A 26,456-nucleotide genomic window follows, 5' to 3' on the forward strand; every position below is an offset into this window, starting at 1 on the left:
ACACGAAAGGACACGAAATGGGTAAGAAAAGTTATAGCTAAGCCTGTCATCCTGAGCATCAGCGAAGGATCTTTGACCCTGGTGGAATACTTAAGATTCTTCACTAGCGTTCAGAATGACACGCTACGGATTCACACATAAGTTTAATATTATCGAGCCCTCAGTGTTTTCCCGTGAAAAATTCCGTGTCTTTCAGTGGTTTCCGCCTCCTCTTTATTCGCATTTTTCATCATTAATCTATTATATATTAGCTGTTTATGGATTACAATAGAATGCTTTTGCATGCTAAATCTTTGATCACTTCTCCGGCCAAAATGAGCCCCGCCACCGACGGAACGAATGAAATGCTTCCGGGCACCTGACGTCTTACGGTACATTTTCGCTTCGTATCCGGAGGACAAATACAATTATGCTTACAGCTGTTGGCCTCATCATCCATGGGTGTTATGGGGACTTCCCTGGAATATACAACCTTGAGGGATTGGATATTCCTCTTTCTAAGCTCATGCCGCATCACTTTAGCAAGAGGACAAACAGAGGTCTCATATATATCTGCCACCTCAAAGCGCGTAGGGTCCAGCTTATTCCCTGCACCCATGCAGCTGATAACGGGCACGCCTGCCGCCTTTGCACGCTGAATAAGCGTCAGCTTTGCCGAAACCGTATCTATCGCATCAACAATATAAGAGCAGCCGGAGAAATCAAATTTATCCGCATTATCCTCTGTATAAAAGGCCTGATGTATTTCAACCTTGGCTCTTGGGTTTATTTCCTGGATGCGATCCTTCATCACCTCAACCTTATGCTTGCCCACAGTCTTTCTTGTAGCAATCAGCTGGCGATTTATATTTGTAAGGCATACCTTGTCATCATCAATAAGGATAAAACTTCCGATACCGCTTCTGGCGAGGGCTTCCACGCAAAAAGAACCTACCCCGCCTATGCCGAATACGGCAACTGATGCCTTTTGTAATCTCTCCATCGCTTCCTTGCCAAGCAGCAGCTCAGTCCTTGAGAACTCGTTTAACATACTGTTTCGTCCTTCCAATCTGATTAAATTATTTCTGTCCCATTATACCACAAAAACCGCCTTTTTATTAAAGCGGTTTTTGCGTCATATATGCAGAGATTTAATATTCTTTTGACTTATTATAATCACTTTGGGCTTTGAACATGCTATAGCTTGTCCCAGTCTTATTCTTCATTGCATCATAGGTTGTGTCTATGATCTTCCAGCTTCCGTTCATGTAAACCTCGTTCCACGCGTGATATACGCTGATATCGTTTTTGTAACCCTTTATCAACTTAGCCGGTATGCCTCTGCTTCTCAGCATAGCTCCGAACAAAACCGAATAATCATAGCATATTCCTTTGCCGTCTTTCAATATTGTATCTATGTCAGGAGTATAATTTGTGCTAAGCTTGTCCATCTTATTATAATCATAGCTGATATTATTTATCATATATTCATATAAAGCTTGTACAATTTTTTCGTCATTTGATTCATCCTGTGTCAGAGCCCCAGCAAGCTTTATGGCGGCCATGTCTTCACTCCACAATATAGGCTGAGTGGATTTGAGATATACTAAATTCTCTTCAGTTATATCAGCTTTGAAGCTTTTCTTGGCCATAACCTTATATTGGATGCCTGAAGTATTCTCCAGCACGGATACGGTATAGCTGCCTTGTCCAAGCTGAAGAGGAAAAAAATCTTCTTCTTTTTGCAGATCATAGTAATATTTTGCAGAACCCTTTTCTACCATAACCTTGGTTTTTTTGTTGATTCCCGTATAAGAGATTCTAACTACGCCTTCATTTGCTTTTTTTGTATCGATAGCAATATTCGAAGAAGCATCTACAGCTATGGGATTCCATAGCATAACACCTATAATCAACATTGCAATAAATCTAATATTTTTCACTGAAAACGACCCCTTTCGGTAGCTGGCTGCCATTTTATAGGCCCTGTAGCTTTGCGTCCCCCAGTTTCCCAAGGTTTGCTATTATCGTTTGAGAGTTATCAGCTATAGCGGAAATAAAAAAACTAATCTTTCGGTAGCTGGCTGCCATTTTACAGGCCCTGTAGCTTTGCGTCCCCCAGTTTCCCGAGGTTTGCTATTATCGCTTATCAGCTGATGTTTAAATTATACAATTATTTATCTTTATTATACCATAACTATTTTAATTGTAAATAATCATTTGGACAAGTTTTGTGAATTTTCTGCACAATTATATCACTTTATTTGCGTTCTGATTTATTGCATTTATGAGGCGAAGGGGACAATGCAAATCACTTGTCCCCTTCGCTTTTACTCATTTTACTACATTTCCAATTCTGGATAATAAATATCTGTCCAATCCTCATAGCCGTTATCCAGTCTATAGTAATTGTGGCTATTGATTGCTTCTTGCATTGCTTCATAATACCACTTGGATTCAGGCAAATCCAGGAACTGTTTGGCTTCTGGCAATATCTCACCTATGGCAACTCTTCTGTCTAATACATTGTTGACTAAGGTTACGAATTCAGCTCTGGTGATATATTGATCCGGCTTGAAAGTTCCATCAGAATAGCCTTTTATCCATCCTTTTTCTGCTGCGGAGTTGATATATCTATTTGCCCAATGTCCGGCAATATCTGAGAATTTATCGCTTTCAAAAGGACTTAACTTATCAAACTTCGAAGCAATTACAGCCATTTCCGCTCTTGTGATATAGTTACCCGGTCTAAAGGTTCCATCAGTATAGCCTGTAACTATTCCACCTTTAGCCAAAGTAGCAATGTGTATATTTGACCATCTGTTTTTCGCTACATCAGAGAATTTATGAGCATCAGTCTTTATACTGTTTCTGTATTCAACGGTCAGAAGCCTATAAAATACTGCAGCAACTTCATCTCTGGTGATATAGCCTTCAGGCTTTACTGTGCCGTCAGGATAACCTTGAATGTATTGGAAGTGATCTCCCTTATTCAACTGCGGCAAGCCTGCAGGAATCGGCTCATCAGGAATCACTACTATCTGATCTGGCTTATCTGGTTTATCCGGCTTATCTGGCTTATCTGGCCTTTCAGGCTTTTCTGGTGGGTCTGATTTTTTTGTAAAGTTAGCAGTAAAGGTCTTATCTCCCATTACCTTATCATCAGTTCCAGGTAATGCTGGAGTCCAGCCACTGAAATAATATCCGGAATTTGCAACAGGTGTTGGTGCTTCTTTATAGATTTCTCCATGTAATATCTTGTCTATTCTTGTTCCACCAGCTAAACTTCCATTAGGTCCTGCTTGATAAGTTATGGTGTATTCATTTAGTGCCCATTGTGCTATAAGGGTTATATCATATTGTGGCATTTTGAATTTATCTCCAGGATAATATGCTCCACTTTGGAATTCAGGTGCTTCTGGCACCTGGCTTGCCCTGTATGGTTCATATTCATACCCTTGTGCCATCCAATATTTAAAGTGATATCCAACAGGATTGGTAAATCCATTCGTTAAAACTGTTACTTCTGTTCCTGTAAGGTATGGATTGTTAGGATCTAACATTGTTCCAGCACCTTCATTAGGATTATAATTCACGTTATGCCACTGCTCTTCATCTACTACATAGTATACTGTTTCAACATTGCTGGCAGCATTTGCACTTACTGTCAGGCTTCCAGGCTGACCATCCTTCACCTTGTATCCGGTGGTTACTGAAGGATGAGCTATGCTTATTACTTGACCTACATATCCTGTTCCGGTTACCGGTGTCGTTACCCCAGGTACTGCATTTGTTGTTCCGTCTATATAGTAGTTTACTGTGTAGCCAAACTGCTGATCTTCGTCTACTACATAGTATACTGTTTCAACATTGTTGGCAGCATTTGCACTTACTGTCAAGTTTCCAGGCTGACCATCCTTCACCTTGTATCCAGTGGTTACTGAAGGATGAGCTATGCTTATTACTTGACCTACATATCCTGTTCCGGTTACCGGTGTCGTTACCCCAGGTACTGCATTTGTCGTTCCATCTATATAGTAGTTTACTGTGTAGCCAAACTGCTGATCTTCATCTACTACATAGTATACTGTTTCAACATTGTTGGCAGCATTTGCACTTACTGTCAAGCTTCCAGGCTGACCATCCTTCACCTTGTATCCAGTGGTTACTGAAGGATGAGCTATGCTTATTACTTGACCTACATATCCTGTTCCGGTTACCGGTGTCGTTACCCCAGGTACTGCATTTGTTGTTCCGTCTATATAGTAGTTTACTGTGTAGCCAAACTGCTGATCTTCGTCTACTACATAGTATACTGTTTCAACATTGTTGGCAGCATTTGCACTTACTGTCAAGTTTCCAGGCTGACCATCCTTCACCTTGTATCCAGTGGTTACTGAAGGATGAGCTATGCTTATTACTTGACCTACATATCCTGTTCCGGTTACCGGTGTCGTTACCCCAGGTACTGCATTTGTTGTTCCGTCTATATAGTAGTTTACTGTGTAGCCAAACTGCTGATCTTCGTCTACTACATAGTATACGTTAACTTCGGCTAACCCATCTGCTGTTACTTCTATCGTTGTTGGCTGTCCTGACTTTACTATATAGCCTTGGTCGCTTGTCGGATGAGTTGGCAATGCTGCAGTGCCTATTGGAGCCGTCCCTACATATGGATTTATTGCTATCCCAGGTACTGTATTTGTTGTTCCGTCTATATAGTAGTTTACTGTGTAATTAAACTTTTGATCTTCGTCTACTACATAGTATACTGTTTCAACATTGTTGGCAGCATTTGCACTTACTGTCAAGCTTCCAGGCTGACCATCCTTCACCTTGTATCCGGTGGTTACTGAAGGATGAGCTATGCTTATTACCTGACCTACATATCCTGTTCCGGTTACCGGTGTCGTTACCCCAGGTACTGCATTTGTCGTTCCGTCTATATAGTAGTTTACTGTGTAATTAAACTGCTGATCTTCGTCTACTACATAGTATACGTTAACTTCGGCTAACCCATCTGCTGTTACTTCTATCGTTGTTGGCTGTCCTGATTTTACTATATAGCCTTGGTCGCTTGTCGGATGAGTTGGCAATGCTGCAGTGCCTATTGGAGCTGTCCCTACATATGGATTTATTGCTATCCCAGGTACTGCATTTGTCGTTCCATCTATATAGTAATTTACTGTGTAGCCAAACTTTTGAGTATCATCCTTCTTAAATACTGCTGTATAGGTTGCAGTTTGTGTTACCGAATTTGGGAACTTAGGTACCCATTTATCAAACGCATACCCTGGATCTGCTTCATATCCAGGTACTGTCACTGCATCTTCCCAGGCAGTTCCATCCAGTATATCAGTGAATTCTAATGGTCCTTCTAATATTCCGTTGCCTCCGGAATTAAAGGTAACTTTATGCCACTTACTTGTATCCTTCATAAAGTTTGCTGTGTAGGCTGCACTTGCCGTTACATTTCCTTCGTGCCTTTTTGCGTTAATGTTTCCATCGCTCCATTTTTCGAATAGATAGCCTTCATCTGGAGTTGCAGTTACTTCCGTAGTGCTTTCTCCATGGCTTACTGTTTGAACAGCTGTACCGCTTATGCTTCCATTCTCACCTGCAGTATAGGTTACTGTGTATTTGTTTATTACCCATTGACAATAAAGCACATTTGGAACTGGATCTCCATTTCCAACAATTATACTGGCTCCTGGACTAAAGCTTGTTCCTGATCCGTCTGCTTCAGTGTTCCATCCTATAAATTCATGACCTTCACGAATGAAAGTATTTCCCAAAACTTCATGTGTCGCATTATTTTTTAGGGGAACAACTATCGGACCACCTACACCGCCATTTGCATCATAGGTTAACTCTGTTTCTGGTACTATGTCTCCCCATTGAGCGGTCAAGATCATATTTTCGGTAATAGTAAGCTTATCATTTGGATAATAAATCTTTCCACTTGCCGATTCTTTCCACCCAATGAATACTTTACCTGTTGGTGGTGTAATGCTTATTGCCGATAAAACAACTGCAGCTGTACCCATACAGTAAGAATTTGGATCAGCAATACTTCCATTTCCACCATTTACAGCATAGGTTATTTTGTAGATTTTTACATTCCACACAGGGAACAGCTCTAAATCATCGTAAACTGGCATACTAAAGTCAAATGGAACAAATGTATCATTTACAAACCAATACCAACCTAGGAAATCAGCTTCACTCAATCCTTCCGGTGTGTCTTTTATTAATTCACTTTCAACAATAGTCGCACCATGGTCAACTGTGAAAGTATTAGTTGAACCACCTGTTCCTTGTGTCACATGAGCTATTGCGTTGTGAACCGGAGGAACCCATTTTGCGTAAAGTATCAGATTCCCAGCCGGCATAGTGGCGCCTGCAAATACAAAAGCATCGCCCGCCGTGGCCTCGTTATTATACCATCCTTTAAAAATATAACCGTCACTGCTGCGGGTTGTAACATCAACCGTGTACTCACCTAATGCTTTGTCGGAAATATCTGCTTCATATGGAATGTTCGCAGCCGTGGCATTCCCTGTTGAATCATTCTTCTGAAAAGTAATATTATATTTATTTCTTGTGTATTTAATTTTAAACTCATATTTACCCGTAGCACTATTGTATGTGGAATACTGCGAGCCGTCATTCGGCGTTGATTTTACAGTAAACCCGGGAATAGCAATATAGTCTTCTATTGTTAGGTACATTGATGATTGAGTAAAGTAATAAGGGGCACGTACCTGAGGATATCCTGAGACATCTTCCAAATAGAAGATGGCATACTGAGTATTCCCCGCTGTTGCTCCATAGACTGTAAGATTGGCATTTGGCATAACAGGTGCCGATGTATAGAATGTGCTACCATTTTTAGTAGTGTACCATATATATGCAGGATACGCATTAACTGCCTGATTCCACCAATATGAAGTATTCGCACCTTGTTTAATGCTATTAAATGTTAGCAGTACGTTATTATTACTCTTTCTCTTAAATTGGAGTGTATATCTATCACGATCATAGTACACATTCTTAATAGCAGATCCATCACCCAATATAGTGACGTTCACTGCATTCGTCTTTGTTGAATTAAGATGAAACCCTGTATAGCTTCTGGAGTCATAACCCGCGTTTGCACCGGTTTGCCCTGTTTTAGCAGCAGTTTCTTTGTAAGTGTACCCGTCATCATTGGCATTTTCCTGCCAATATACTACCGTATATGGAGTATTAGTATTAGCCTGCCATACAGCATAGAGCTTAATGTCCGATGTGACTGGTAAGTTAAGATTATAAGCTGATCCATTAGATGTCAGCGACCAGTACTTAAATGTATATCCGGATTTTGTTGTAGCTTCAATTGTTCCTATAGAAGATCCACCTATGATATATTTAGGTAATAAAGCACTTCCGCCTTGAGTATCAAATGTAACCTTCCAACGATCTGCTAACACAGCATATAATGTAGTATCTTGTGTAATTATTGTGCTGAAATCAAACTCTGTCCCATCAATAGTTGTTGACCAATGTGAAAATGCTTTGCCTGGTTTATTTACAACCAAAGGAACGCTTGAAGGATCGACATTTGTATTAGGTTCAATTTCTTTTGTAGCTATTACATTACCATCATAGACAAAGTATACATAACATACATCTTCAAATACTGCATTTACTTTTATAATACTATTTGTTGTAACATTCCTAGATTCAGCAAAATTTATAGGAGCCGTTTCACCTTCAACAACCCAACCGATAAATTTTTTACCTGCTGATGCTTCCGGAGTCTTGGGTTCTACTAAAAATTCTCCATTCAGAATAATCTGTGTGTCTACTAGATCACTGCCATTATAAAATTGATAGGTTGCCGCTGCAGTAGTACCAACCAAATAAATTGAGAAATGGTCTGTGCTAAATCTAACTACTCCATTATGAACTCTTGCTGGCATGTTGTTAACCCTAATCCCATCAGTTGAGGCTTTTGGAACAGACATCGTTCTAAATTCCTGAGTTTTATTCCTGCTAATCATGGTAGGTTCTAAATGATAAACCAAAATCTCATCTAAATCATTAGTGAACTCAACGCCGGAAAAACTAACTGATACTTCTCCATTTGGCTGAATTTCGATACCATTCCCGCTTAACAAAGTAATATCAAATGCTAGAAACTGTCCTAAATTAATTCCTTCATTTTCCCTAATTGCTTCTACATAATCCAAAGATTCATTATCAGATATGAGTCTTGCTGAAAGAATTGTATCATTAGGTATAACCCCGGCATCAGCAGATACTGTAATAGTAATTCCATCAATTTCAGAAGTTAAAGTTATAGGTTTCTCGATAACTGCCTCAATCTTCTCATAATAAACTACAACTTTATTCAATTCTTCATCTTCGTTTATTACAAGACTAATGGGTTGATCAGCTAAAACCTGGTATCCTTCTACTTCCGGATGAGTAATCTCTATAGTAGAGCCTACATCGCCGGAACCTGTTACCACATCCAAGCCTGGAATTGGTTCATCTGTTTCTTTAAGCAAATATTTAATTTCGTAGACCTTCTGTATTACAGGTTGTTGAATAGGATTCGCAGGGCCTCCCGGATGCCCTCCATAAACTGCATCAATAACGGTGGTCTGCTTTCCCTCTCCGCTGCTATCACCTTTTGTTTGATTTAAATTACTCAGAATAGTTTCATCAGCAAATGCTGCAATGCCCACGTTGAAAATCATTACTAATACCATCAGAAATGCGATGGATTTTTTTAACTTTCCTTTCATTTTTTCACCTCCTTCTTTAATAAGCTGAATTCGCAATTCTTGATATTTCTATAAAAAATCAGGCTGCAATATTAAATAACATTGCAGCCTGACAATCATAGCTTAGTAAGCTTTAGATTCATAGCTTTGCGTCCCTAACTTTCGCTAGGTTTGCCTTTTCATTTCTATCGAAATTAAGCATAAAAACTAAATTCCCCTTATATGGCTACTTCTTCTCTTCTCATCATTTGAACAAAGATTTTTGCCAGATATGGGTCAAATTGAGTTCCTGCTTTGCTCTCTATTTCTCTTAAAGCCTCAGCATTATTTATTGCGCTTTTGTATGGTCTGTCATTTACCATAGCATCATATGAATCTGCAATGGCAAATATTCTAACTGTATGAGGTATTTCATCCTGTTTCAAAAGTCCAGGATAACCTTTTCCATCCCATCTCTCATGGTGTATAAGTATCAATTCATCTATTGCCAATGTCTCTCTCGATGCTCCTATGATGTGGTAGCCTATCTCGCTATGACGCCTCACTCTTTCCCATTCATCACTGTTCAAAGCACCTTTTTTCTGCAATATTTGTGATGGAATACCGATTTTACCAATGTCGTGGAACTCGCATAGGAGTTTTAATTCTTCCTTTTCTATATCAGACAGGCCCAGCTTATCAGCCAACATGAGGCACAGGCCTTTGAGCCTTTCATAATGTGCCTTTGTTTCAAAGGATATCTCCTCTAGCCTATCCTTAAGATACTTGATCATTGACAGCTTCGCTTCTTTGCTCTCCGTAAGCTTATTGAAATACATCCTATCCTCGGCTTTTCTATAAATCTCAAATATGTCTTCTTCTCCATTTTTTTTAGTTGCTGCTCCAAAGCTAATGCTTATTTTGATAAAGTCAAGAGGATTTGCTATGCAGTCTTCTTTTATTCTATTTACTATAGACAAGGCAGTTTTTTCTGTAGTTTTGGGAAGCAAAACTACAAATTCATCTCCCCCCACCCTGCTGACTATATCTTCTTTTCTGAAAGCCCTCTTCATTATCTCAGCTACCCTTTTTAAAGCTTTATCGCCCATGTCATGACCAAAAGCATCATTTATAAGCTTAAGTCCGTTTAGATCACCAATTATTACACTTATGGGCAATTGTCTAAAGCTGTCCAGTCTTGAAAGCTCCTCATCAAAAAAGTCTCTGTTGTAAAGGCCTGTCAATTTATCCTTATAGCCAAAATACTCCCGCTTCTCCTCTAAATCATATATTTCTCCCCTATTTCTTATGTGGTCGGCAGACGATTCCTTTGATTTTTTGATTCTTGAAATATCATTATAAAAAAGTATTAGATAGTCTCTATCATCACTAAAAATATTGATTGAATACCATCTGTCTAATTCGTATATATGCTTTTCAAACTTTCTTCTAGTCTTTGGTATCATGTTGTAGTAAATATCCTTTATCCCAAATACATCGTTTTCATATTCCAATACTATTTCAGATATTTTTCTGCCCAGTATTCGTTCAGCCTTTATATTTGTAGCGTTTTGAAAATTATCACTTAGGCTTACCAATATATAGTCAACAAAATGTCCATCATCATTGATAAGGGCTTTAAAGCTAAGAAAAAAATCATATTTGGAAGGATACTCCATCATGTTCTCACCCCTGACTCCAATATTTTGGTCAAGCTATTGATTACACTATATCATTCGCCTGTTTCAAAATTTGTTTAGTTGGATTACATTCGTATTCTTTCCCAATTATATTTTGATTTCTTTTCGGTCACATCTGAATTACACAAAAAAAAGGAATAAAAAAAGTCCTATTTCTAGGACTTTCTATACTACATTCTTCTCTGAGGTCAGTGGCAGAAACTCAATGCTTATTTTAAAGCTATCAGGTTTAACTATGCCGGAAAAATTCTTCTTTATTCTTGTTTCAATTTCCCCTAAGCTATTTTCTTTTGCATCATGAAGCAATATGATAATCTGAGTATCATTCCAGAAGGAAAAGACATCACCCTTCCTTAAGGATTTCTCCAACACTCCTGTCATTATCCTAACCCTCTTTTTTAATTCTTCTATATCACATCTGTTTTTATCATCACATCTCAAAGTAATAAGGCTTATGAAATCTGATTTTCCATCTCTTAATTCTTTTCTTTTTTGAATATTAAATAAAAACTTAAAATAATCCGTATCGCATAACATAGCTCCATTAAGGGAGCTGTCCTCTAGTCTTGTTTTAATATTTCCAATGTCCGTTTCGCCTTTTTCATCATAGTAGTCTTGTATTTTTCTATAAATATTTTTTAAACCTGGAGAAGATTTAATACCCATTTCTTTACTAAGTAACGAAGTTATATATTCATAATGACTCATGGCATTATTTATTTGACCCACCTTCAGCATAGCCTCTATCAAATATATGTGTATAGCTTCCTCATAGGGCTCTATAATAATTGCTTCTTCACATAGTTCAACTATACCGATATATTCTTCTTTTTCCTTAAGAATTTCTATAAGCTTAAAAAGAGCTTTCAAATATAATCTGCTGTAATGATTTCTTATGGGAACAAGCCATACCTCATAGGAGTTCTCTGATAAATATGCCCCCTTATACAGCTTCAGTGCTTTTTTGTACAGCTTCACTGCGTCATCTATATTCTCGGATTTTTTGCTGTCTCCTTGCCTGATATACTTTTCAAATTCTGCAACATCAAGTATTGCCAGTTCTCCTATTTCAAAACAGTAATATCCATTACTAAAGCTTATATTAAAATACTTTGATTCATCTATGTCTTTCGGGAGTATTTTTTTAAAAATTTGTCTCAGCCTGAATATTTGCGTGCGCAATACATTTTTAGGGTCGTTAGATTCATTACCCTGCCATAAGTTTTCAATTATTGTTTCAGGCAGCAGCTTTCTACCCCTAAAAGTTATAAAATATTCAAAGAGCTTATATAACTTATAGGATCTGCTTGATTCTTTTAGCAAGGACTGTCCTCCAAAGCTGATGTCAAAGTCTCCAAGTGTATGTACATATAATTCCATAAACTTCCCTCCAATAAACACCAACTATGCCCACAATTTAACAAATAGTACAAGTAGTATAATTATATACCATTATAAACAAAAAGTGAATATTTAATAATTTACTGCATAAGTTATATTTTTCTCCATAAATGGTATAATATTTACAAATAACTTCAATGTTTTCCTATTGTTTTAGAAATAGCAAAGCATTAAATAACACTTATGCTCTTGTAATAATCATTATTATTTGGTAAAATATAATCGAAAGCACAAAAGGAGGCAAAAATATGATAAGCAAAAGACTTTTTGAAGAACTGAACAAGCAGGTAACCTATGAATACTTCTCTTCCCACCTTTACCTTGCCATGGAAGCCTACTGCGCTTCATTGAATTTGAATGGCTTTGCAAATTTCTTCAAGGTACAGGTTGAGGAAGAAAGAGCCCATGCGAAAATGTTTTTTGACTATATAAATAAAATGAATGGTGAAGTAATCATTGAAGGCTTAGATAAACCTGAAGCAAATTTTAAAAACTTGCATGATGTGTTTAAATCGGGCTTGGAGCACGAACAATTTGTAACCGGCAGAATTTATCACTTAATGGATATAGCAACGGAAGAAAAAGAACATGCTACTATAAGCTTCTTAAAGTGGTTTGTAGATGAGCAGACTGAGGAAGAAGAAACCTTCTTCAACATAATGAAGAAGCTTGAAATGATAGGTGAAAATGTAAGCGCATTATATGCGCTGGATCAAGAATTGGCGCAAAGGGTATTCGTACCGCCTGTTCCAGCTCAAGCGTGATAAAAAATCTGGCTGCCATCCCCCCCGGCGGCCAGATTTTTTTCGTCAATCATCCTTGCATTTCTTATAAATTGAAAAGTATCCCGCCACAGAAATGATCAATGCGCTTACCGCATCAACAATGATGTCCTTCATCGTATCGGATAGGGCCTCATGGCCGATAAGAAGAGTTCCGTCCTCTAATGCGAACTTCTGCATATTAAGCCCGAATATCCCATCAATCAAATATTCGTATATCTCCCATATAGCCCCGGCCGTCAAGGCAAAGCAAAAGGCAAACAAAGCTATGAAAAAAGGGCTCAGATGAAATCTCGTGCTTTCATAATCGTTGAGGATGCTGACCAGAGCAAATCCAAGAGCTCCGAGCATTGCGCCACTAAAAGCATGCAGTATTGTATCCCAAAAAGGGATGATATAGTAGAAATTTCTGACCTCACCGAGATATATTGCACAATATAAGAAGATAAAATATAAAACTTCCATATTGTTTGGGATATCAATAAGCCATCTGCGTTCAATAATCGACGGTATTGCCATAACAATAAGCCCTAATATGCATTGCAAAAGCATCAGAACGTAATCACTTTTAACCTTTTCATATGCCTCCGTGCCAATCGGTCCGGATGGTGCAACAATGATTTTGACAATAGTATATGCTATTGAAGATACCAAAGTAATGAAGAGTATGATACCTATAATCCTTTTCCAATTTCTTTTATTTTCTTGACCTTCTTTTCTCATTTATGTCCTCCTTCCAGACAGTTATGCATTTCGGCTCAGGATGGCAAAGATATATGTTATGCTACTAATAGATTATACAGCATAATTATAAAATAATGAACCATGCATACATAGAAACAAATTCCGCCTTTATGCGTCTAATCAAGAGATTGCTGAAAATTAGAATAATATAAAAATAATTCAAGATATGCTAACCATTTCCTTACAAAGTGCTATTAATGTATAATGATGTTAAATGAGATAATCAATGAAGAGAGGCGAATATATGGAATTGCACAATAAACCTATAATAACCATAAGGGGTCTAGAAAAAAGCTTTGGCGATAAAAAGGTGCTAAAGGGAATAAATCTGGATATTTACAGCGGGCAAATAATAGGCTATATTGGGCCCAATGGCGCCGGCAAAAGCACCACTGTTAAGATAATGCTGGGACTTATGGGAAAATATACGGGGGAGATCAATATTTTCGGCAGAAATATATCTGACGGAAATGCGGAATACAAGAAAAAAATAGGCTATGTTCCTGAAACAGCGGATATTTATGACAATTTAACCGGCAGAGAATATTTGACCTTCATAGGGGAGCTCTATGGGCTTGACCATGATGAAGCTGATGAGAAGGCGATGAGGCTGATGGAGTTATTTGGGTTAAAAGAAGTATATGACTCAAGGATATCTTCCTACTCAAAGGGCATGCGGCAGAAGGCGGTTATAGTATCAAGCATGCTGAACAACCCGGATATTTTATTTTTAGATGAGCCGCTGAGCGGTATGGATGCCAATAGTGTTATGGTATTCAAGGAAGTATTGACCGAACTGGCTTCCAAAGGCAAGACAATATTTTATTCCTCTCATATAATGGAAGTAGTCGAGAAAATAAGCAGCAGGATAATACTGATCAATGACGGACAAATTGTTGCTGATGGGAGCTTTGATGAACTGAAAAAGAAATCTATGGAAGGTTCACTGGAAGAAATATTCAATGATCTAACCGGATTCAATGAGCACAAAGACATTGCAGCGCAAATTGTATCTGTAGTTCAAGGAGTATAGAAAATGAAAGATTTTAGAATATTAATCCTTCTGGATAAATTTAAAGCTGTATTTGAACGTTTTGGTGTGGATTATTCGATCATGAGAAGAATACTCCAGGTTAAGCTTGCTATGGATGAGAGAAGAGTTCCCACAGTGATGAAGGATAATTCCTCTAAAAAGAAAAGCGACCAAAGCAATAGCATTGCCAAATCTTTGTTGTTCTATGGAGTATTGGGAATAATGCTAGTTCCCTTTGTGTTTTCAAAAGGGAATTATCTCTTTCAAATGAGTTTCCTGTTTGGAATATTGATGTTCATGATGATGACCATTTTGATCTCGGATTTTTCTTCCGTACTATTGGATTTGAAGGATAAGGATATAATCCTATCAAGGCCGGTAAACGGCAAAACTTTAAGCATGGCCAAAACTCTTCATATAACTATATACATGTTTTATATAACATTTTCTTTCACAGGGCCATCGTTGCTAATATCCTTATACAGGCAAGGTTTTCTGTTTTTTATGGTATTTCTATCGGAAATAATTCTGATGGATTTATTGATAGTGGCTTTGACAGCCTTATTGTATCTATTGATACTAAAGTTTTTCGATGGCGAAAAGCTGAAGGATATCATCAATTACGTTCAAATAATTTTAAGCATAGCCCTATCCATTGGGTACCAACTTATAGGCAGATTGTTTGATTTCAGGGATATGATGAATATCAGCTTCGTTCCAAGGTGGTGGCAGTCTTTAATTCCATCCATGTGGTTCGGAGGTCTCTTTGAACTGATACTTAACAACAATTATAGTTCTCATATAATGCTATTTTCAGCTTTAGCTTTGATAATACCCGTATTATCAATAATATTGTATATAAAGCTTACGCCTTCCTTTGAGAGAAACTTACAGAAGCTGAATGATAGCAGCGGCAATGTTAAGGTCAGGGGCAAAGGATTTAATTATTATTTGTCGGGAATATTCTGCAGGACCAAAGAAGAGAAAACTTTTTTCAGATTTGCTGCCGATATGATGAGAAGCGAAAGAAATTTTAAGCTCAAAGTATATCCTTCATTGGGTCTTTCTTTGATTCTTCCATTAATTTTTTTATTACCAAAATTTAAAAATGCAGGATGGGAAAGCTTAGCTCAGGGGAAAATGTATTTTAACATATATTTTGTTGCTCTGATAGTTCCCACCATACTTATGACTATAGGGTATTCCGATAAATATAAAGGGGCCTGGATTTATAATATGCTGCCTTTTGATGATGCAGGATATATATATAAAGGCACTTTAAAAGCGGTTATTATTAATCTTCTTGTTCCCTTATATATCTTTGAAAGCATAATATTTATGATCATTTTTAAAGGCAGGATAGCTATAGATTTGATCATAGTATTTTTAAATATAATATTATTCATTGCAATCTGCTTTAAAATTTTGAAAATGCCATTGCCTTTTTCTGAAGCTTTTGGGGTGGTCAATCAAAGCCAGGGACTTATTATTATACCATTATTTATTGCCATATCTGTTTTGGCTGCTGTCCATTATTTTGTGGCGGGTATTTCTTATGGAAGATATATATATATACTCCTATCGGTTATTGCAAACCTATATATATGGAAGAAGTTTTTTGATAGAAAGACTATTCTATTGCCGTATGAAGATGAGGCTTAGGATAGGCTTGCTTCTTGTTTCCATATTATAAGTTAGAGCCGCAGGGAGTGTTCAAGCTCCTCGATTCTATAAAGCGCTTGTGCCTGTATACTATCCGGATCAATTTTATTTTCTATACCTCCTGATAATATACTGTTCACATGCATTAATAATATTTTCTTTATATCTATCACTAATCAATGCTTTTTCTTTATAGTTCTCATAAATAATTTCCCAGCATCGCGACTTCTTATTTATTTCCTGTATGAAGTCAATATTTACAGCATAAGATCTATGAGATTGGATCAAGCTGCCTTCCGGCATCATACCCAGTATTCTATTTAAAGAATAGTTCCTTAATTCGTATTTGCCTCTTATGGTATGAACCACACATGTCTTTCCATATACTTCAACTGTTTCTGCTAAGCTAAATTGGCTGCTAGTTGCTCAGTGACAATGTCCGGGAGCGGCGAGTTTTGCTCCCTTGTTTTGCCGCAGATAGTTCGTTAGAATACTAGTGAGGATAATTCCATCAACTGGTATTGAGGTGAAATAGAAAGCACCACATTGCGAACTCTCCCCAGCAAGGTAGTTGTCCGTAATGCGGTGCCCCATAAAACATGGTTATAGTAACACATTACGAAACATTTTTCAATGAGAAATTAAATATTTTTCATAAAGAGTAAAGAGCCATTGATCTGTCCTATATGCTCCGGTGAGCTAAAGGTCAGAGATACCAAGTATCGCAAGCTAATATGTACTACTGATGATATTGTTGTAAAGACATATCGATTACGACGATTGCATTGTAAAACCTGCGGCAAGCTTCATACCGAGTTGCCGGACTGCATGCAGCCGTACAAGCATTATGAAGCTGATGCTATTCAAGCTGAGATTGACAGATCTAAAGAAAATCCTAATGCCGATGAAAGTACACTGAAGCGATGGCGTGCTGAGTTTCAAAACCTTAAGGATCATATTGAGGGAACATTGCATGCCTTATGGTCCCGGCATTATGGCGTTAATTATCCTCTTTTCAAGCAGGATTCTTTACTCGATTTTATACGAAAACACGAACCCGGCTGGTTACGCTTTGTCAACAAGGCAATGATCAACAGGGAATTACCGATACACACCCAGTTTGCATTTTGTCCATGGCCATAAAGTATTATGCTCTTCATAGAAAGAAATGAAAGGAGCGGATACTTTATGAAAACACAAGATGCACAAGGTCAAGCGGCTGCCAGGATGATGATTATTATGCCGCTATTAGACGAAAATCTTGATCCCAAAAGTATTGTTGAGCTCAAGAAGAAGCTGGCGGCACAACACGAAATATCCTACCGAACCATCTCCAGATATTATGATGCATATTTAAAGGATGGTTTTGATGGACTTAAACCCAAGCAGATTGCCTCCAAGGAGCACAGCTTGCTTCCAGAGAATTTTCAAGAGATTGTCGATACTGCCATAGAGCTTAGGAGAGAATGCCCTAGCAGATCTGTCAATGATATCATCCGGATTATGGAACTTGAAAACATTGTGCCCCAAGGCAGTGTCAGCCGAAGCACACTTCAGCGGCACCTTCAAAAACGGGGCTTTGGTTCCCACCAGATGAAGATCTATACACAAAAAGGTGTATCAGCAAGACGGTTTCAAAAGTCACAGCGTTGCATGCTTTTCCAAGGAGATATCAAATATGGGCCATATCTATCCATTGGAAAGAATGGTGCAAAAAAGCAGGTGTATCTGTCCGCATTTATCGATGATGCCACCCGATTCATTGTGGCTGCAAAATTCTATGAGCATCAGCAGATTGCAATCATTGAAGATACTTTACGAACTGCCATTATGCAATATGGCAAGCCGGATGCCATCTATGTAGATAACGGCAAGCAATACCGATCAAGCTGGCTTGGGAAAGCTTGCACCCAGTTAGGGATAAAGCTTTTGTTTGCTAAGCCCTATCATCCTGAAGGAAAGGGTAAAATTGAGGCCTTTAACAGGAGAATCGATTCCTTTCTTTCAGAAGTAGCTTTAACGGATGTAAAAACACTGGATGAACTCAACAGATTATTAAAGCTCTGGATTGATGACCATTATCACAAAACACCCCATCATGGGCTTGGCGGCATAACTCCCGAGGTTGCGTTTAAGACAGATAAACGCTCTCTCAAGTTTATTGATATGCGGACTCTTACAGAAGCCTTCCTCCACAGCGAGGAACGTACTGTAGATAAAACCGGTTGCATCAGCTTTGAAGGTAAACGGTATGAAATCGGATTGCAGCTCATCGGCAGAAAAGTTGAAGCTCACTATGATCCGTCTTGGGCTAATGAAATCGAAATCCACCATCCGGATTTTGTCCCCTTCATGGCTAAGGAACAAGTGGTTGGGGAACACTGCGGTACCAGGTCAGGACTTCCTCAACGCATGACTCCGCTTAAGCCTGAGAGTTCGAGATTCCTTGACGGATTAAACAAAGCCAATATATCCGGCCGCACCCGCCAAGATGTTGCTGTTGTATTCAGAAAGAACCGTGAGGTGTCTGACCATGTATGAAGCATTTTTCGAGATGAAGCAGACACCCTTTATCAATAGTATTTCAGTGGATGGACTGTATCTGTCGCCTATGTTAGATGAAACCCTAAGCCGACTTGAGTTTGCAGCAGAAAAACGATTGTTTGCATTGGTCACAGCGGATGTTGGCTGCGGCAAATCCACCGCCATAAGGAAGTTTGCATCTATGTTGTCCAGCGATAAATACCAAGTACTCTATCTGTCTGATTCGAAATTGACACCCAGGTGGTTCTACAAAGGTTTGCTGGATCAACTGGGGGTAGAAGCAAAGTTTTACCGCGGCGATTCCAAACGCCAGCTGCACCAACAACTTGAAATCATACGAGGCGTTCAAGGGAAAAATGTCGTTACAATCGTTGATGAAGCTCATTTGCTGGACAAGGAGACTCTTGAGGAAATACGCTTCCTGATGAACTACAAAATGGACTCTCTAAATCCTATGGCGCTCATCCTTGTTGGCCAGAATGAATTATGGGATAAGCTGAAACTCCAGCGTTATGCCGCTATTCGTCAGCGCATTGATATCAAGTGCGAAATCCCTCAATACGACAGATCCCAGACAGAAGAATACATAGCCGCACATCTTAAATATGCGCAAGGTACATCGGAGATATTTACCGAAAAGGCCATTGATGAAATACATCGATATTCTGCCGGCTCAGCAAGAGCCATCAACAAGGTAGCAACCCATGCACTGATGTTTGCGGCACAGCGTGCCAAGAAGCTTATTGATGATTACATGGTTCGAACTGTTATTGCTGGAGAACTACCGTAGATCATGCCATGGCGGAAGCCATGGCATCCTTTCCGAGTTGCCGCAGCAAATTAAGAGAGCAATTTACGGCGAAAATGGGGAGCAGTTCGTGGGCAAAGGAAGAAATCAACTACATTCAACAAACATTATCTCATCTATAAACACTTTTATCATAATTCCACTTATCTCTATAAAAATATATTTTCTTTCATCTTCTTTCCCAGCATCCGGATTGCCATTCCTTAAGAGCTTCATTGTCATGTTTTGTATAATATCTTTTTCTACGGGCTTGAGGACATAGTCATAGCAGTGAGTATCCTTGAAGGCTTCAAGCATGTATTTGACATGGCTTGTTACAAATATGATCCAAGATAGATCATAGCAAGGAAACTTGCGTATTTCTTTCGCCAGTTCCAGACCTGAGTAATCCGGTAAATGTACATCTAAATAAAATAAGTCTATTCTGTTTGAAGTTGAGATTTCTAAAGCTTCATGTGCATCCTGAGCTTCAAATACGTGCAATGCTTGTCCCATCTCCTGTATCATTAACCTAAGGCTTTCCCGCTGTATCCTCTCATCCTCAACAATCAAGACCTTTGCCATTTTGCTCTCTCTCCCTGTCTTCTAAATAATTATATTATAAGATCACCAATATCAATACAAGATTATGTAGTTATTTGTAATATTACGTTGAATTACCCATGATTTACATTTATGTCTATCATTACTATTGTATATATTTCTAGCAAAAAAGAACATCCCCAAAATCCTTTTATGTGGGATTTTGGAGAAAATGATAAAAGCCTCAAATGAGTGGAGATTCAGAATAAAATGGTTCTATCTGTGAATTAGTAAAACCCTATGATGAAAAAAGAGCCTCCTGATACTACGTATATAATATCATGAGGCTTGCAATTCAATAATCTGATAAACTTTGCTTTCTACCTAGCATTTATCAATTTTTATCTACTTGTCTGATTTCAATAGTTCTAGACTGTTTTCTGCAGATAATCGTTCTAATCCTTTTAGAGTATCCCATTTGAGTCCTTTTTCAATCACCTCATCCAATATTTTATGCCTTTGTTTTAGCAACATAATATCTGAAAGCTTGCCTTTCGGAACATTTTCTTCAATTTCATCTAGTAATCCACCTAGCTGTTCGAATTTTGAAGGTAAATCATTATCATGTATTGATTCAGATACTTTTTCTGGATCAATTTGATCAACAATTTCCTTATATGCATTATTATATTCCTTAACAAGTTTATCATATTCTGAAATATGTCCCACAATAGCAATGACTATCGCACATAATAATATTATTATTATAATTTTAATTTGTTTATTTATAATATTTTACCACATCCTTCGAAGGTCTCTTAAAGCTTCTATTTATATTCTTCGACTTTTACGACATCTATTACCTTCTCTACCTCTTTTTTAATACCTGCTTAATAGTATGTTTGCATCTGATATTATAGATTATTATGTCTATTATTGATGCGGATGCGATTTGTTCTGCTGTAAACCCTATTCCCCTGCATGCTTGGCACACTATATAATTTTATATAATCTGTATATAAAAACATACGTTATTGCCAGACAATTGTCGAATTCTTATCCTTCCAGTTCCCTTTATTTACCTCAATCGAAACTATTATCAAATGTATTTTTCTTTTTATATCAATACTAAGGTTCGTAAAGTCAGTGTATGAATCTTTAAGAAATACTAACTCTTCATAACGTTTCTTAAAATTATCATATGATTCTTCTTTACTCTCAGGTATTGTATTTTTTATGATCTGTAACTCCTCTTCTAACTGTTTAAAATTATTATTATTATCCTCTGACTGTAGCAATTCAAGTGATTTCATTACATCAGAAGAATCTATATCTTCAACCATGCCAAAATATAAGGTATTAAATTTTTTTGCCGATTCCGTATACTTTTCTACTGCTTTATCTTTAGAGCAACCAGCGAAAATAAATATAATAAACAATAATATAGTGATATAGCGCTTTAACCTCAACAAGAGCCCTCCTATTTTTAAGAATTGCTTGCTTTAGGAAATCTTTTTTTATAAAACCTCCTAAAGCAAGACTTTTTTCTTTTATCTGAATATCTCCTGATTTATCTTTTTTACTGTTGTTTTTAATCTCAGGCTGTCCCCGTTGTACAGGTAGTTACGCAATTTTGAAGAAAGCACCTTCTGCTAAAGCTTATTATACAGAAGGTGCATATAACGTAAATGAATGTTTGACTTGTCCTACTATTTTATATTTCTACTACTTCTTTTATTATTCTTATCTGTAGAACCAATTGACTGGTATTGTGCTGGCTCCTTCTATATATGGTGCCAAATATATTGGCTTTTTTGTATTCATATTTAATAAGTATACGCCTTGTTCTAAATCTGAATATCCCTCTATTTCGCTTAGATCATCAAATTCTCTAAACTCGCCTGGCCTTGAATAAGCTAAATATTTGCCATCAGGAGATAACTTAGGGTAAAAAACGAATTTTCCTAAATCTACCTTATTGCTGCCATCAACACCGATACTATATCCGTTTAAACCACAGTTATAATATATTCTATTATCAATTCCCCAGTCAGATAAGTATATATTTTCTTTTTCCATAGGTATACTACTGATTTGCTTCATAGAGTCAAAGCTATATATGGTGATGTAATTAATACCTTTCTTGTTCATGATATACGCAAATTTTGTCTCGTCCGGTGAGAATACAATACGTCCAAACTCCATATTATTAATATTTTCTATACGTTTCCGTATTCCGCTCATTACTTCGACTAGATAATAAGCCTCATTTTCTTCTATTATATACTTATCAAGCTCAGGTAAAAAATAGTATGGGTTAACATATTCCGATTCCGACGGAAAAGATTTCAAAAATACATATTCTTTCACTGTTAAATCGTATACTTTTAAGGTCCTTTCTCTCCCATCATAATGTGATACCAAAGTCCTATTTTTAGTATTTGATAACCGAGCCCATTTATCAGGCATTGAATCTGGGGGTAAGAATTGGGAAATATTCAAATTTGCCTCTTCTCCGGATTCTACTTTGCCTATATCTACCACATATTTAGCCTCTTCTTCGTCTACCATATCGCCGCTTGTAAATGGGAAATGTGCAATAACTGATAAATATAGTTTTCTTTCATCCTTCTCTTCACTATGAGTTTCAATCTTATCCAAAGTTGTGTCATCAACCTTAACAGCCTCTCCGATATTAGCATTAGCACAAGAGCATAGCATAATGCTAATCACTACCAACATTGTTATTATATTTCTCAAGTCTTTAGCCTCCTCTCATTGAATAAAGTCCAGTGATAGAGTCCTTCGTATTATTTCATAAAATATCTGGTCTTGACAACGGGGTGCATCACAGACCTCACCACCTAGCACTTATCTTCAATATTAAAGGTAATCTGAGAAATCCTTCCATATCTCACTTTTATCATTTATATTATCTATCATATCTTGATATTTAATTTCAAATTCTGCATGATCACCATAAACATGAGCAGCACCTATGCTAATTCCCAAGGAATCCTTTGTAAAATAATAGAATGATTCATCTTTACTGAAATATTGGATTAAATCCCGATTAGTATAATTATCCAAAATGTTTTTAATTACTCCTTCCGCTTCTAAATTCAAATCGGGATCCCATGTTATGTATTTTCCCTTTTTGTATCTTTCTACAAAACTATCATTAATTTTTATTATATCTCTCAATTTGAGAATATCGCTACTATTTAGATTGATGTTTATCGTATAGACCAAATTATTTGGATGAGCTGCACCTCTAATATAACTTATTCCTAAATATTGGATGCTAAGTAAGTTCGAACTTTTCCATTTGACATTATAATCGATTTCTAGACTAAACTCATTCTCTACCCCTTTGTATTCACCTAATACCTCCAATGCCTCATTTTTTATTAGTTCATTAACCTCTGTATACTTTTTCGTGTCATTTAAATGAATTAATTGAGGATAGTTTATTATAATATCCTTATCAATATAGCTTGCTTTGCTAATTTTATAGGCCATATCACTTAAATCATTCTTATAATTGCTCTCGCTGTTTTTATTATCGCTTTCTAATGACGAATTTTGTGTAGCTTGCCCATTTATCTTTGGAACTATATCCTTTGTGTTATTTAGTTCATAATTTTTATCTTTAACACTGCATGCCACTAATACAAAAGTAAATGATAGAAATAGGGCTATAAAAATATGTCTCTTCACCGCTAGATATTCCTCCTTTTCATAAAAGTTTATTAATATATCTCATATTATCTACAACATACACTATTCAACTATTTTTTCCCATCAAGTGCTCTATGCTGTTGCGTATTGGTTATATCACACAACAGCATAGAGCGCCATTATTGAACCAAAAATGTGCTTATTACTAGCGTTATAGTGGGCTTTAGCTGAACTTTACCATTTTGGATAAGATTGTTTTATACTCTATTTAATAATTTGAGTAGTAAGTTCATAGTATTTTTTTCTGTTCTCATAATGGTTAGGTAATCCTGTAGTTTTGTTAACACCATTTACTCTTTTTGAAACTGATAGAACAGAAGCACCTTTATCAACAAGAGTATTCATGTTATTGTTATCCCACCAAAAACCAGCTGCCTCCCAAGGATACTTCTCTGCAACATAAGAATAGCCATCCATAATCTTGGGATCATCCATAGCGTTTGCAAATGCTTGGTAATTGTACCTGCCGGTTAATTGTATATATCCAGCACCTCTGTACTTTGGTCCATCACCTGGATTTACATTGCCAAGGTCCTTTCTGCCCTCATACATTTTCAAAAAATACTTTTCACTGCCGTATTCTATAGTAGCTTGGCCTAAATCTGATTCTTGCATAGTTTGGGAAATAAAATGTCTTATTCTTTCTTGCGTAATAATATCATATTTTACCAATGTATCGTTTAGGCTATAAACCATCTCATCAGTAACATTTCTCCATCTAAGCTCTTTTAACTGATCACCTGTAACATATAAGATTTTTACCCAATCAAGTCTAAAAGTACCCGCCAATTCCCTTAGCTGTTCTACAGTCATTGGTATAATGTGGCTCTTATCTCCCTTTGTAAATTCAATACCGTTTTTACTGCTATAGTACGTATTGTTTCCCTTACCTGTTGTTACGCCTTTAATGGTTCCATAGTCTTCAATGTAATTCTCGCTTTCTATTCCGGTGATTATTTTGTCTATTGTCCCTGAGTTTTCTATATAGGTGCGAGTCTTTTTGTCTTTATTGCTATCGCCTGTTCTGATTTCTTTGATCTTACTTTCTTTTTTGTTTTCTATGCTTGTATGGCTTTCTTTGCCAGTGTTGATTATGCCTATTTCTCCACTGTTTGATATAATAGTCGTGCTGCCTATTCCTGTGTTTATAGTGCCTATTTCTCCATTATTGTCTATAACAGTGTAGCTTCCTTCTCCTGTTATTATTTTACCTATATAGCCTTTGTTTTCAATGGTTACTTTGCTGCCCGAGGAGGTGGTTATTGAGTCAAGCATTTCACTGTAGTTATACATTTTATCTCCATATGCTTCTCCATAGAATACATTCCATCCTCGACTCTTGTATTCATTGTATTCGCTGATATCAATGTCAATTATACGTTCTTTCAGGTTCACCGTTACCTTGCTGCTATCTCTATCTCTGCTGTTCTTGCCGCTGCTCCCGTCTTTGCCACTTCCGCCTCCCTTGCTGCTTCCGCCTCCTTTATTGTTATAGGCTGATAGCATGTCGTTTAAAGCGTCTATTCTTCCCCTATATAGGTTAGCAAGTTCCTTGTCGTTATCTCTTAATGCTCTCTCGTATTCATATTTATGTGAATGAAGCTTATCTTTTAAGCCTTTCTCACTCTCATTTTTTACTTGATCCTTTACCTGTTGCTTCCCTTTTTCATATGCACTGTGTCCGCTAGGGTCTATATACTTTAGCGGATCATTGTGAGCATAAGTGTATAGGTTCAGGCTCAGCGGGTTATTGTCTTCTCCCCAGTAGCTGTCTTCACTTATGAACCTACCAATGTATGGGTCATAGTATCTTGCCCTCAGGTAGTAGAGGCCTGTTTCTGGGTCATAGAATTCTCCTGCATATCTTATGGCATTACTGTAGGTTTCTATTGTCAGGGTCGGGTTGCCGAATATGTCGTAGTCATATTGGTTTTGTATTTCCCCGGCTTCCGATACCGTTTGTGTTACGTCTCCGTGTCCGTTGTACAGGTAGTAGGAGAGGGTTCCGCTTTTGTCAGTTCTTCCTATGTAGTTTATCCCTCTTGCATATCTTATGGTGTCATTGGGTCTTGTTTCCAGTATCACATGCTGCCTGTCATAGAGGTATGCGGTTGTTTCGGCTTCATTGGCCTTGTCCGATCTTCTTGTTGTTTTTTCTGTTCTAAGGTCGTCTCCGTTGTATGCATATTGTACTATGGTTTGTATGGTTGTCTTTATTGTTTCCGTTCTTACCAGTCTGTTGAAGCCGTCGTATTTGTTTATTGTTTGTTCTACTGCCCCATGGATGGGTTCTGTGGTGTTTTCATTGTATATTGCTGCTTCATATGCCTTAGGATTAGCTTTGTTATACAGGGATAGGTATTCTGTGCTTTTTCTTATTTCGTTTCCGTTATTGTCATATCTGAAGGTGGTGATTTTCTCCAATAGTTCTGTCCCTGAGGCGTCTTTCATCTTTTCCGAGAGCTTCAGCAGTTTGTTGTTGTTTCCGTATATGTATTCGCTTCTCTTTATTATATATTTTATTTCACTTATTCCCGTACCGTCAATAGCTGGTATTGTTTGTTCCGAGGTATAGGTTTCGTCTTGGGATATCCTGTTTCCTGCGTTGTCATAGGCATATATGGTTGTCTTGCCCGGGGCTTCTACTTTTTGTATCCTTCCGGCCTTGTCATAGGTGTAGCTTGTGGTGCCGTAGCTGTCCGTCTTGCTTGTTTGCCTGCCTGCTTTGTCATAGATAGAAGAAAGGCCATAACAGCCGAAACTGTATGACCTTGTAAGCCATAACAA

19 protein-coding genes and 3 riboswitches are annotated in these 26,456 nt (G+C 37.5%); of the genes, 6 read left to right on the forward strand and 13 right to left on the reverse strand.

The window, feature by feature from the left end:
* Positions 1 to 262: 262 nt before the first annotated feature.
* The 5 genes from AC4HCY_RS19590 to AC4HCY_RS19610 form a co-directional block, all read right to left on the reverse strand.
* Positions 263 to 1,030: a tRNA threonylcarbamoyladenosine dehydratase gene (locus tag AC4HCY_RS19590; protein ID WP_323432793.1), complete on the reverse strand. Its 768-nt coding sequence runs from the start codon at positions 1,028 to 1,030 to the stop codon at positions 263 to 265.
* Positions 1,031 to 1,130: 100 nt separating this feature from the next.
* Positions 1,131 to 1,922, reverse strand: coding sequence for a transglutaminase-like domain-containing protein (locus AC4HCY_RS19595; protein WP_323432792.1), 792 nt, complete (start codon positions 1,920 to 1,922; stop codon positions 1,131 to 1,133).
* Between the two features lie 14 nt (positions 1,923 to 1,936).
* A riboswitch (cyclic di-GMP riboswitch) is annotated at positions 1,937 to 2,012 on the reverse strand.
* A 39-nt stretch (positions 2,013 to 2,051) separates the two neighbouring features.
* Positions 2,052 to 2,127: riboswitch (cyclic di-GMP riboswitch) on the reverse strand.
* Positions 2,128 to 2,321: 194 nt separating this feature from the next.
* Positions 2,322 to 8,774 carry an S-layer homology domain-containing protein gene (locus AC4HCY_RS19600; protein WP_491094956.1) on the reverse strand — a complete coding sequence of 2,151 codons (6,453 nt, stop codon included), beginning with the start codon at positions 8,772 to 8,774 and terminating at the stop codon, positions 2,322 to 2,324.
* A gap of 79 nt (positions 8,775 to 8,853) precedes the next feature.
* Positions 8,854 to 8,939: riboswitch (cyclic di-GMP riboswitch) on the reverse strand.
* 32 nt (positions 8,940 to 8,971) lie between these two features.
* The gene (locus tag AC4HCY_RS19605; RefSeq protein WP_323433514.1) at positions 8,972 to 10,414 is read right to left on the reverse strand and encodes an HD-GYP domain-containing protein; all 1,443 of its coding nucleotides are present in this window, start codon (positions 10,412 to 10,414) and stop codon (positions 8,972 to 8,974) included.
* A gap of 183 nt (positions 10,415 to 10,597) precedes the next feature.
* A complete protein-coding gene (locus AC4HCY_RS19610) occupies positions 10,598 to 11,812 on the reverse strand; it encodes a BTAD domain-containing putative transcriptional regulator (RefSeq protein WP_255226889.1) in 1,215 nt (404 codons plus the stop codon).
* 269 nt (positions 11,813 to 12,081) lie between these two features.
* Here AC4HCY_RS19610 and AC4HCY_RS19615 point away from each other — a divergent pair, with 269 nt between their 5' ends.
* Positions 12,082 to 12,597: a ferritin gene (locus AC4HCY_RS19615; protein WP_255226890.1), complete on the forward strand. Its 516-nt coding sequence runs from the start codon at positions 12,082 to 12,084 to the stop codon at positions 12,595 to 12,597.
* Positions 12,598 to 12,642: 45 nt separating this feature from the next.
* Here the strand turns inward: AC4HCY_RS19615 and AC4HCY_RS19620 are convergent, their stop codons facing one another.
* Entirely contained in the window at positions 12,643 to 13,338 is a 696-nt protein-coding gene (locus AC4HCY_RS19620; RefSeq protein WP_255226891.1) for a DUF2238 domain-containing protein, read from the reverse strand.
* A 265-nt stretch (positions 13,339 to 13,603) separates the two neighbouring features.
* Between AC4HCY_RS19620 and AC4HCY_RS19625 the strand changes: the two genes are divergently transcribed.
* Together AC4HCY_RS19625 and AC4HCY_RS19630 are read left to right on the forward strand one after the other, a co-directional pair.
* Complete coding sequence (locus AC4HCY_RS19625; protein ID WP_491094957.1) at positions 13,604 to 14,392, forward strand: ABC transporter ATP-binding protein; 789 nt, start codon at positions 13,604 to 13,606, stop codon at positions 14,390 to 14,392.
* Positions 14,393 to 14,395: 3 nt separating this feature from the next.
* Complete coding sequence (locus AC4HCY_RS19630) at positions 14,396 to 16,054, forward strand: hypothetical protein (RefSeq protein ID WP_491094958.1); 1,659 nt, start codon at positions 14,396 to 14,398, stop codon at positions 16,052 to 16,054.
* Between the two features lie 105 nt (positions 16,055 to 16,159).
* On the opposite strand, the gene AC4HCY_RS19635 is transcribed toward AC4HCY_RS19630, so the two are convergent.
* Positions 16,160 to 16,423 carry a LytTR family DNA-binding domain-containing protein gene (locus tag AC4HCY_RS19635; RefSeq protein WP_491094959.1) on the reverse strand — a complete coding sequence of 88 codons (264 nt, stop codon included), beginning with the start codon at positions 16,421 to 16,423 and terminating at the stop codon, positions 16,160 to 16,162.
* Positions 16,424 to 16,726: 303 nt separating this feature from the next.
* On the opposite strand from AC4HCY_RS19635, the gene AC4HCY_RS19640 reads away from it, so the two are divergent.
* From AC4HCY_RS19640 to AC4HCY_RS19650, 3 genes are read left to right on the forward strand one after another with little or no spacing between them, the layout of a single operon-like run.
* Positions 16,727 to 17,197 carry a DUF6431 domain-containing protein gene (locus AC4HCY_RS19640; RefSeq protein ID WP_352417795.1) on the forward strand — a complete coding sequence of 157 codons (471 nt, stop codon included), beginning with the start codon at positions 16,727 to 16,729 and terminating at the stop codon, positions 17,195 to 17,197.
* A gap of 45 nt (positions 17,198 to 17,242) precedes the next feature.
* Entirely contained in the window at positions 17,243 to 18,595 is a 1,353-nt protein-coding gene (locus AC4HCY_RS19645; protein ID WP_352417796.1) for a DDE-type integrase/transposase/recombinase, read from the forward strand.
* Positions 18,588 to 19,388, forward strand: coding sequence for an ExeA family protein (locus AC4HCY_RS19650; protein ID WP_352417797.1), 801 nt, complete (start codon positions 18,588 to 18,590; stop codon positions 19,386 to 19,388). Before AC4HCY_RS19645 ends, AC4HCY_RS19650 begins: the two co-directional genes overlap by 8 nt.
* 105 nt (positions 19,389 to 19,493) lie before the next feature.
* Here the strand turns inward: AC4HCY_RS19650 and AC4HCY_RS19655 are convergent, their stop codons facing one another.
* From AC4HCY_RS19655 to AC4HCY_RS19680, 6 genes are all read right to left on the reverse strand, one after another.
* Complete coding sequence (locus AC4HCY_RS19655; RefSeq protein ID WP_491094960.1) at positions 19,494 to 19,970, reverse strand: LytR/AlgR family response regulator transcription factor; 477 nt, start codon at positions 19,968 to 19,970, stop codon at positions 19,494 to 19,496.
* Positions 19,971 to 20,333: 363 nt separating this feature from the next.
* The gene (locus tag AC4HCY_RS19660; RefSeq protein WP_491094961.1) at positions 20,334 to 20,657 is read right to left on the reverse strand and encodes a hypothetical protein; all 324 of its coding nucleotides are present in this window, start codon (positions 20,655 to 20,657) and stop codon (positions 20,334 to 20,336) included.
* Positions 20,658 to 20,959: 302 nt separating this feature from the next.
* Positions 20,960 to 21,397 carry a hypothetical protein gene (locus tag AC4HCY_RS19665; protein ID WP_491094962.1) on the reverse strand — a complete coding sequence of 146 codons (438 nt, stop codon included), beginning with the start codon at positions 21,395 to 21,397 and terminating at the stop codon, positions 20,960 to 20,962.
* Between the two features lie 274 nt (positions 21,398 to 21,671).
* Positions 21,672 to 22,688: a TolB family protein gene (locus tag AC4HCY_RS19670; protein ID WP_491094963.1), complete on the reverse strand. Its 1,017-nt coding sequence runs from the start codon at positions 22,686 to 22,688 to the stop codon at positions 21,672 to 21,674.
* 123 nt (positions 22,689 to 22,811) lie between these two features.
* Positions 22,812 to 23,648: a PdaC/SigV domain-containing protein gene (locus AC4HCY_RS19675; RefSeq protein WP_491094964.1), complete on the reverse strand. Its 837-nt coding sequence runs from the start codon at positions 23,646 to 23,648 to the stop codon at positions 22,812 to 22,814.
* Positions 23,649 to 23,873: 225 nt separating this feature from the next.
* Positions 23,874 to 26,456, reverse strand: a complete 2,583-nt coding sequence (locus AC4HCY_RS19680; protein WP_491094965.1) for an RHS repeat-associated core domain-containing protein — start codon at positions 26,454 to 26,456, stop codon at positions 23,874 to 23,876.

It is taken from the genome of Lutispora sp. QWL-02, assembly GCF_058315355.1.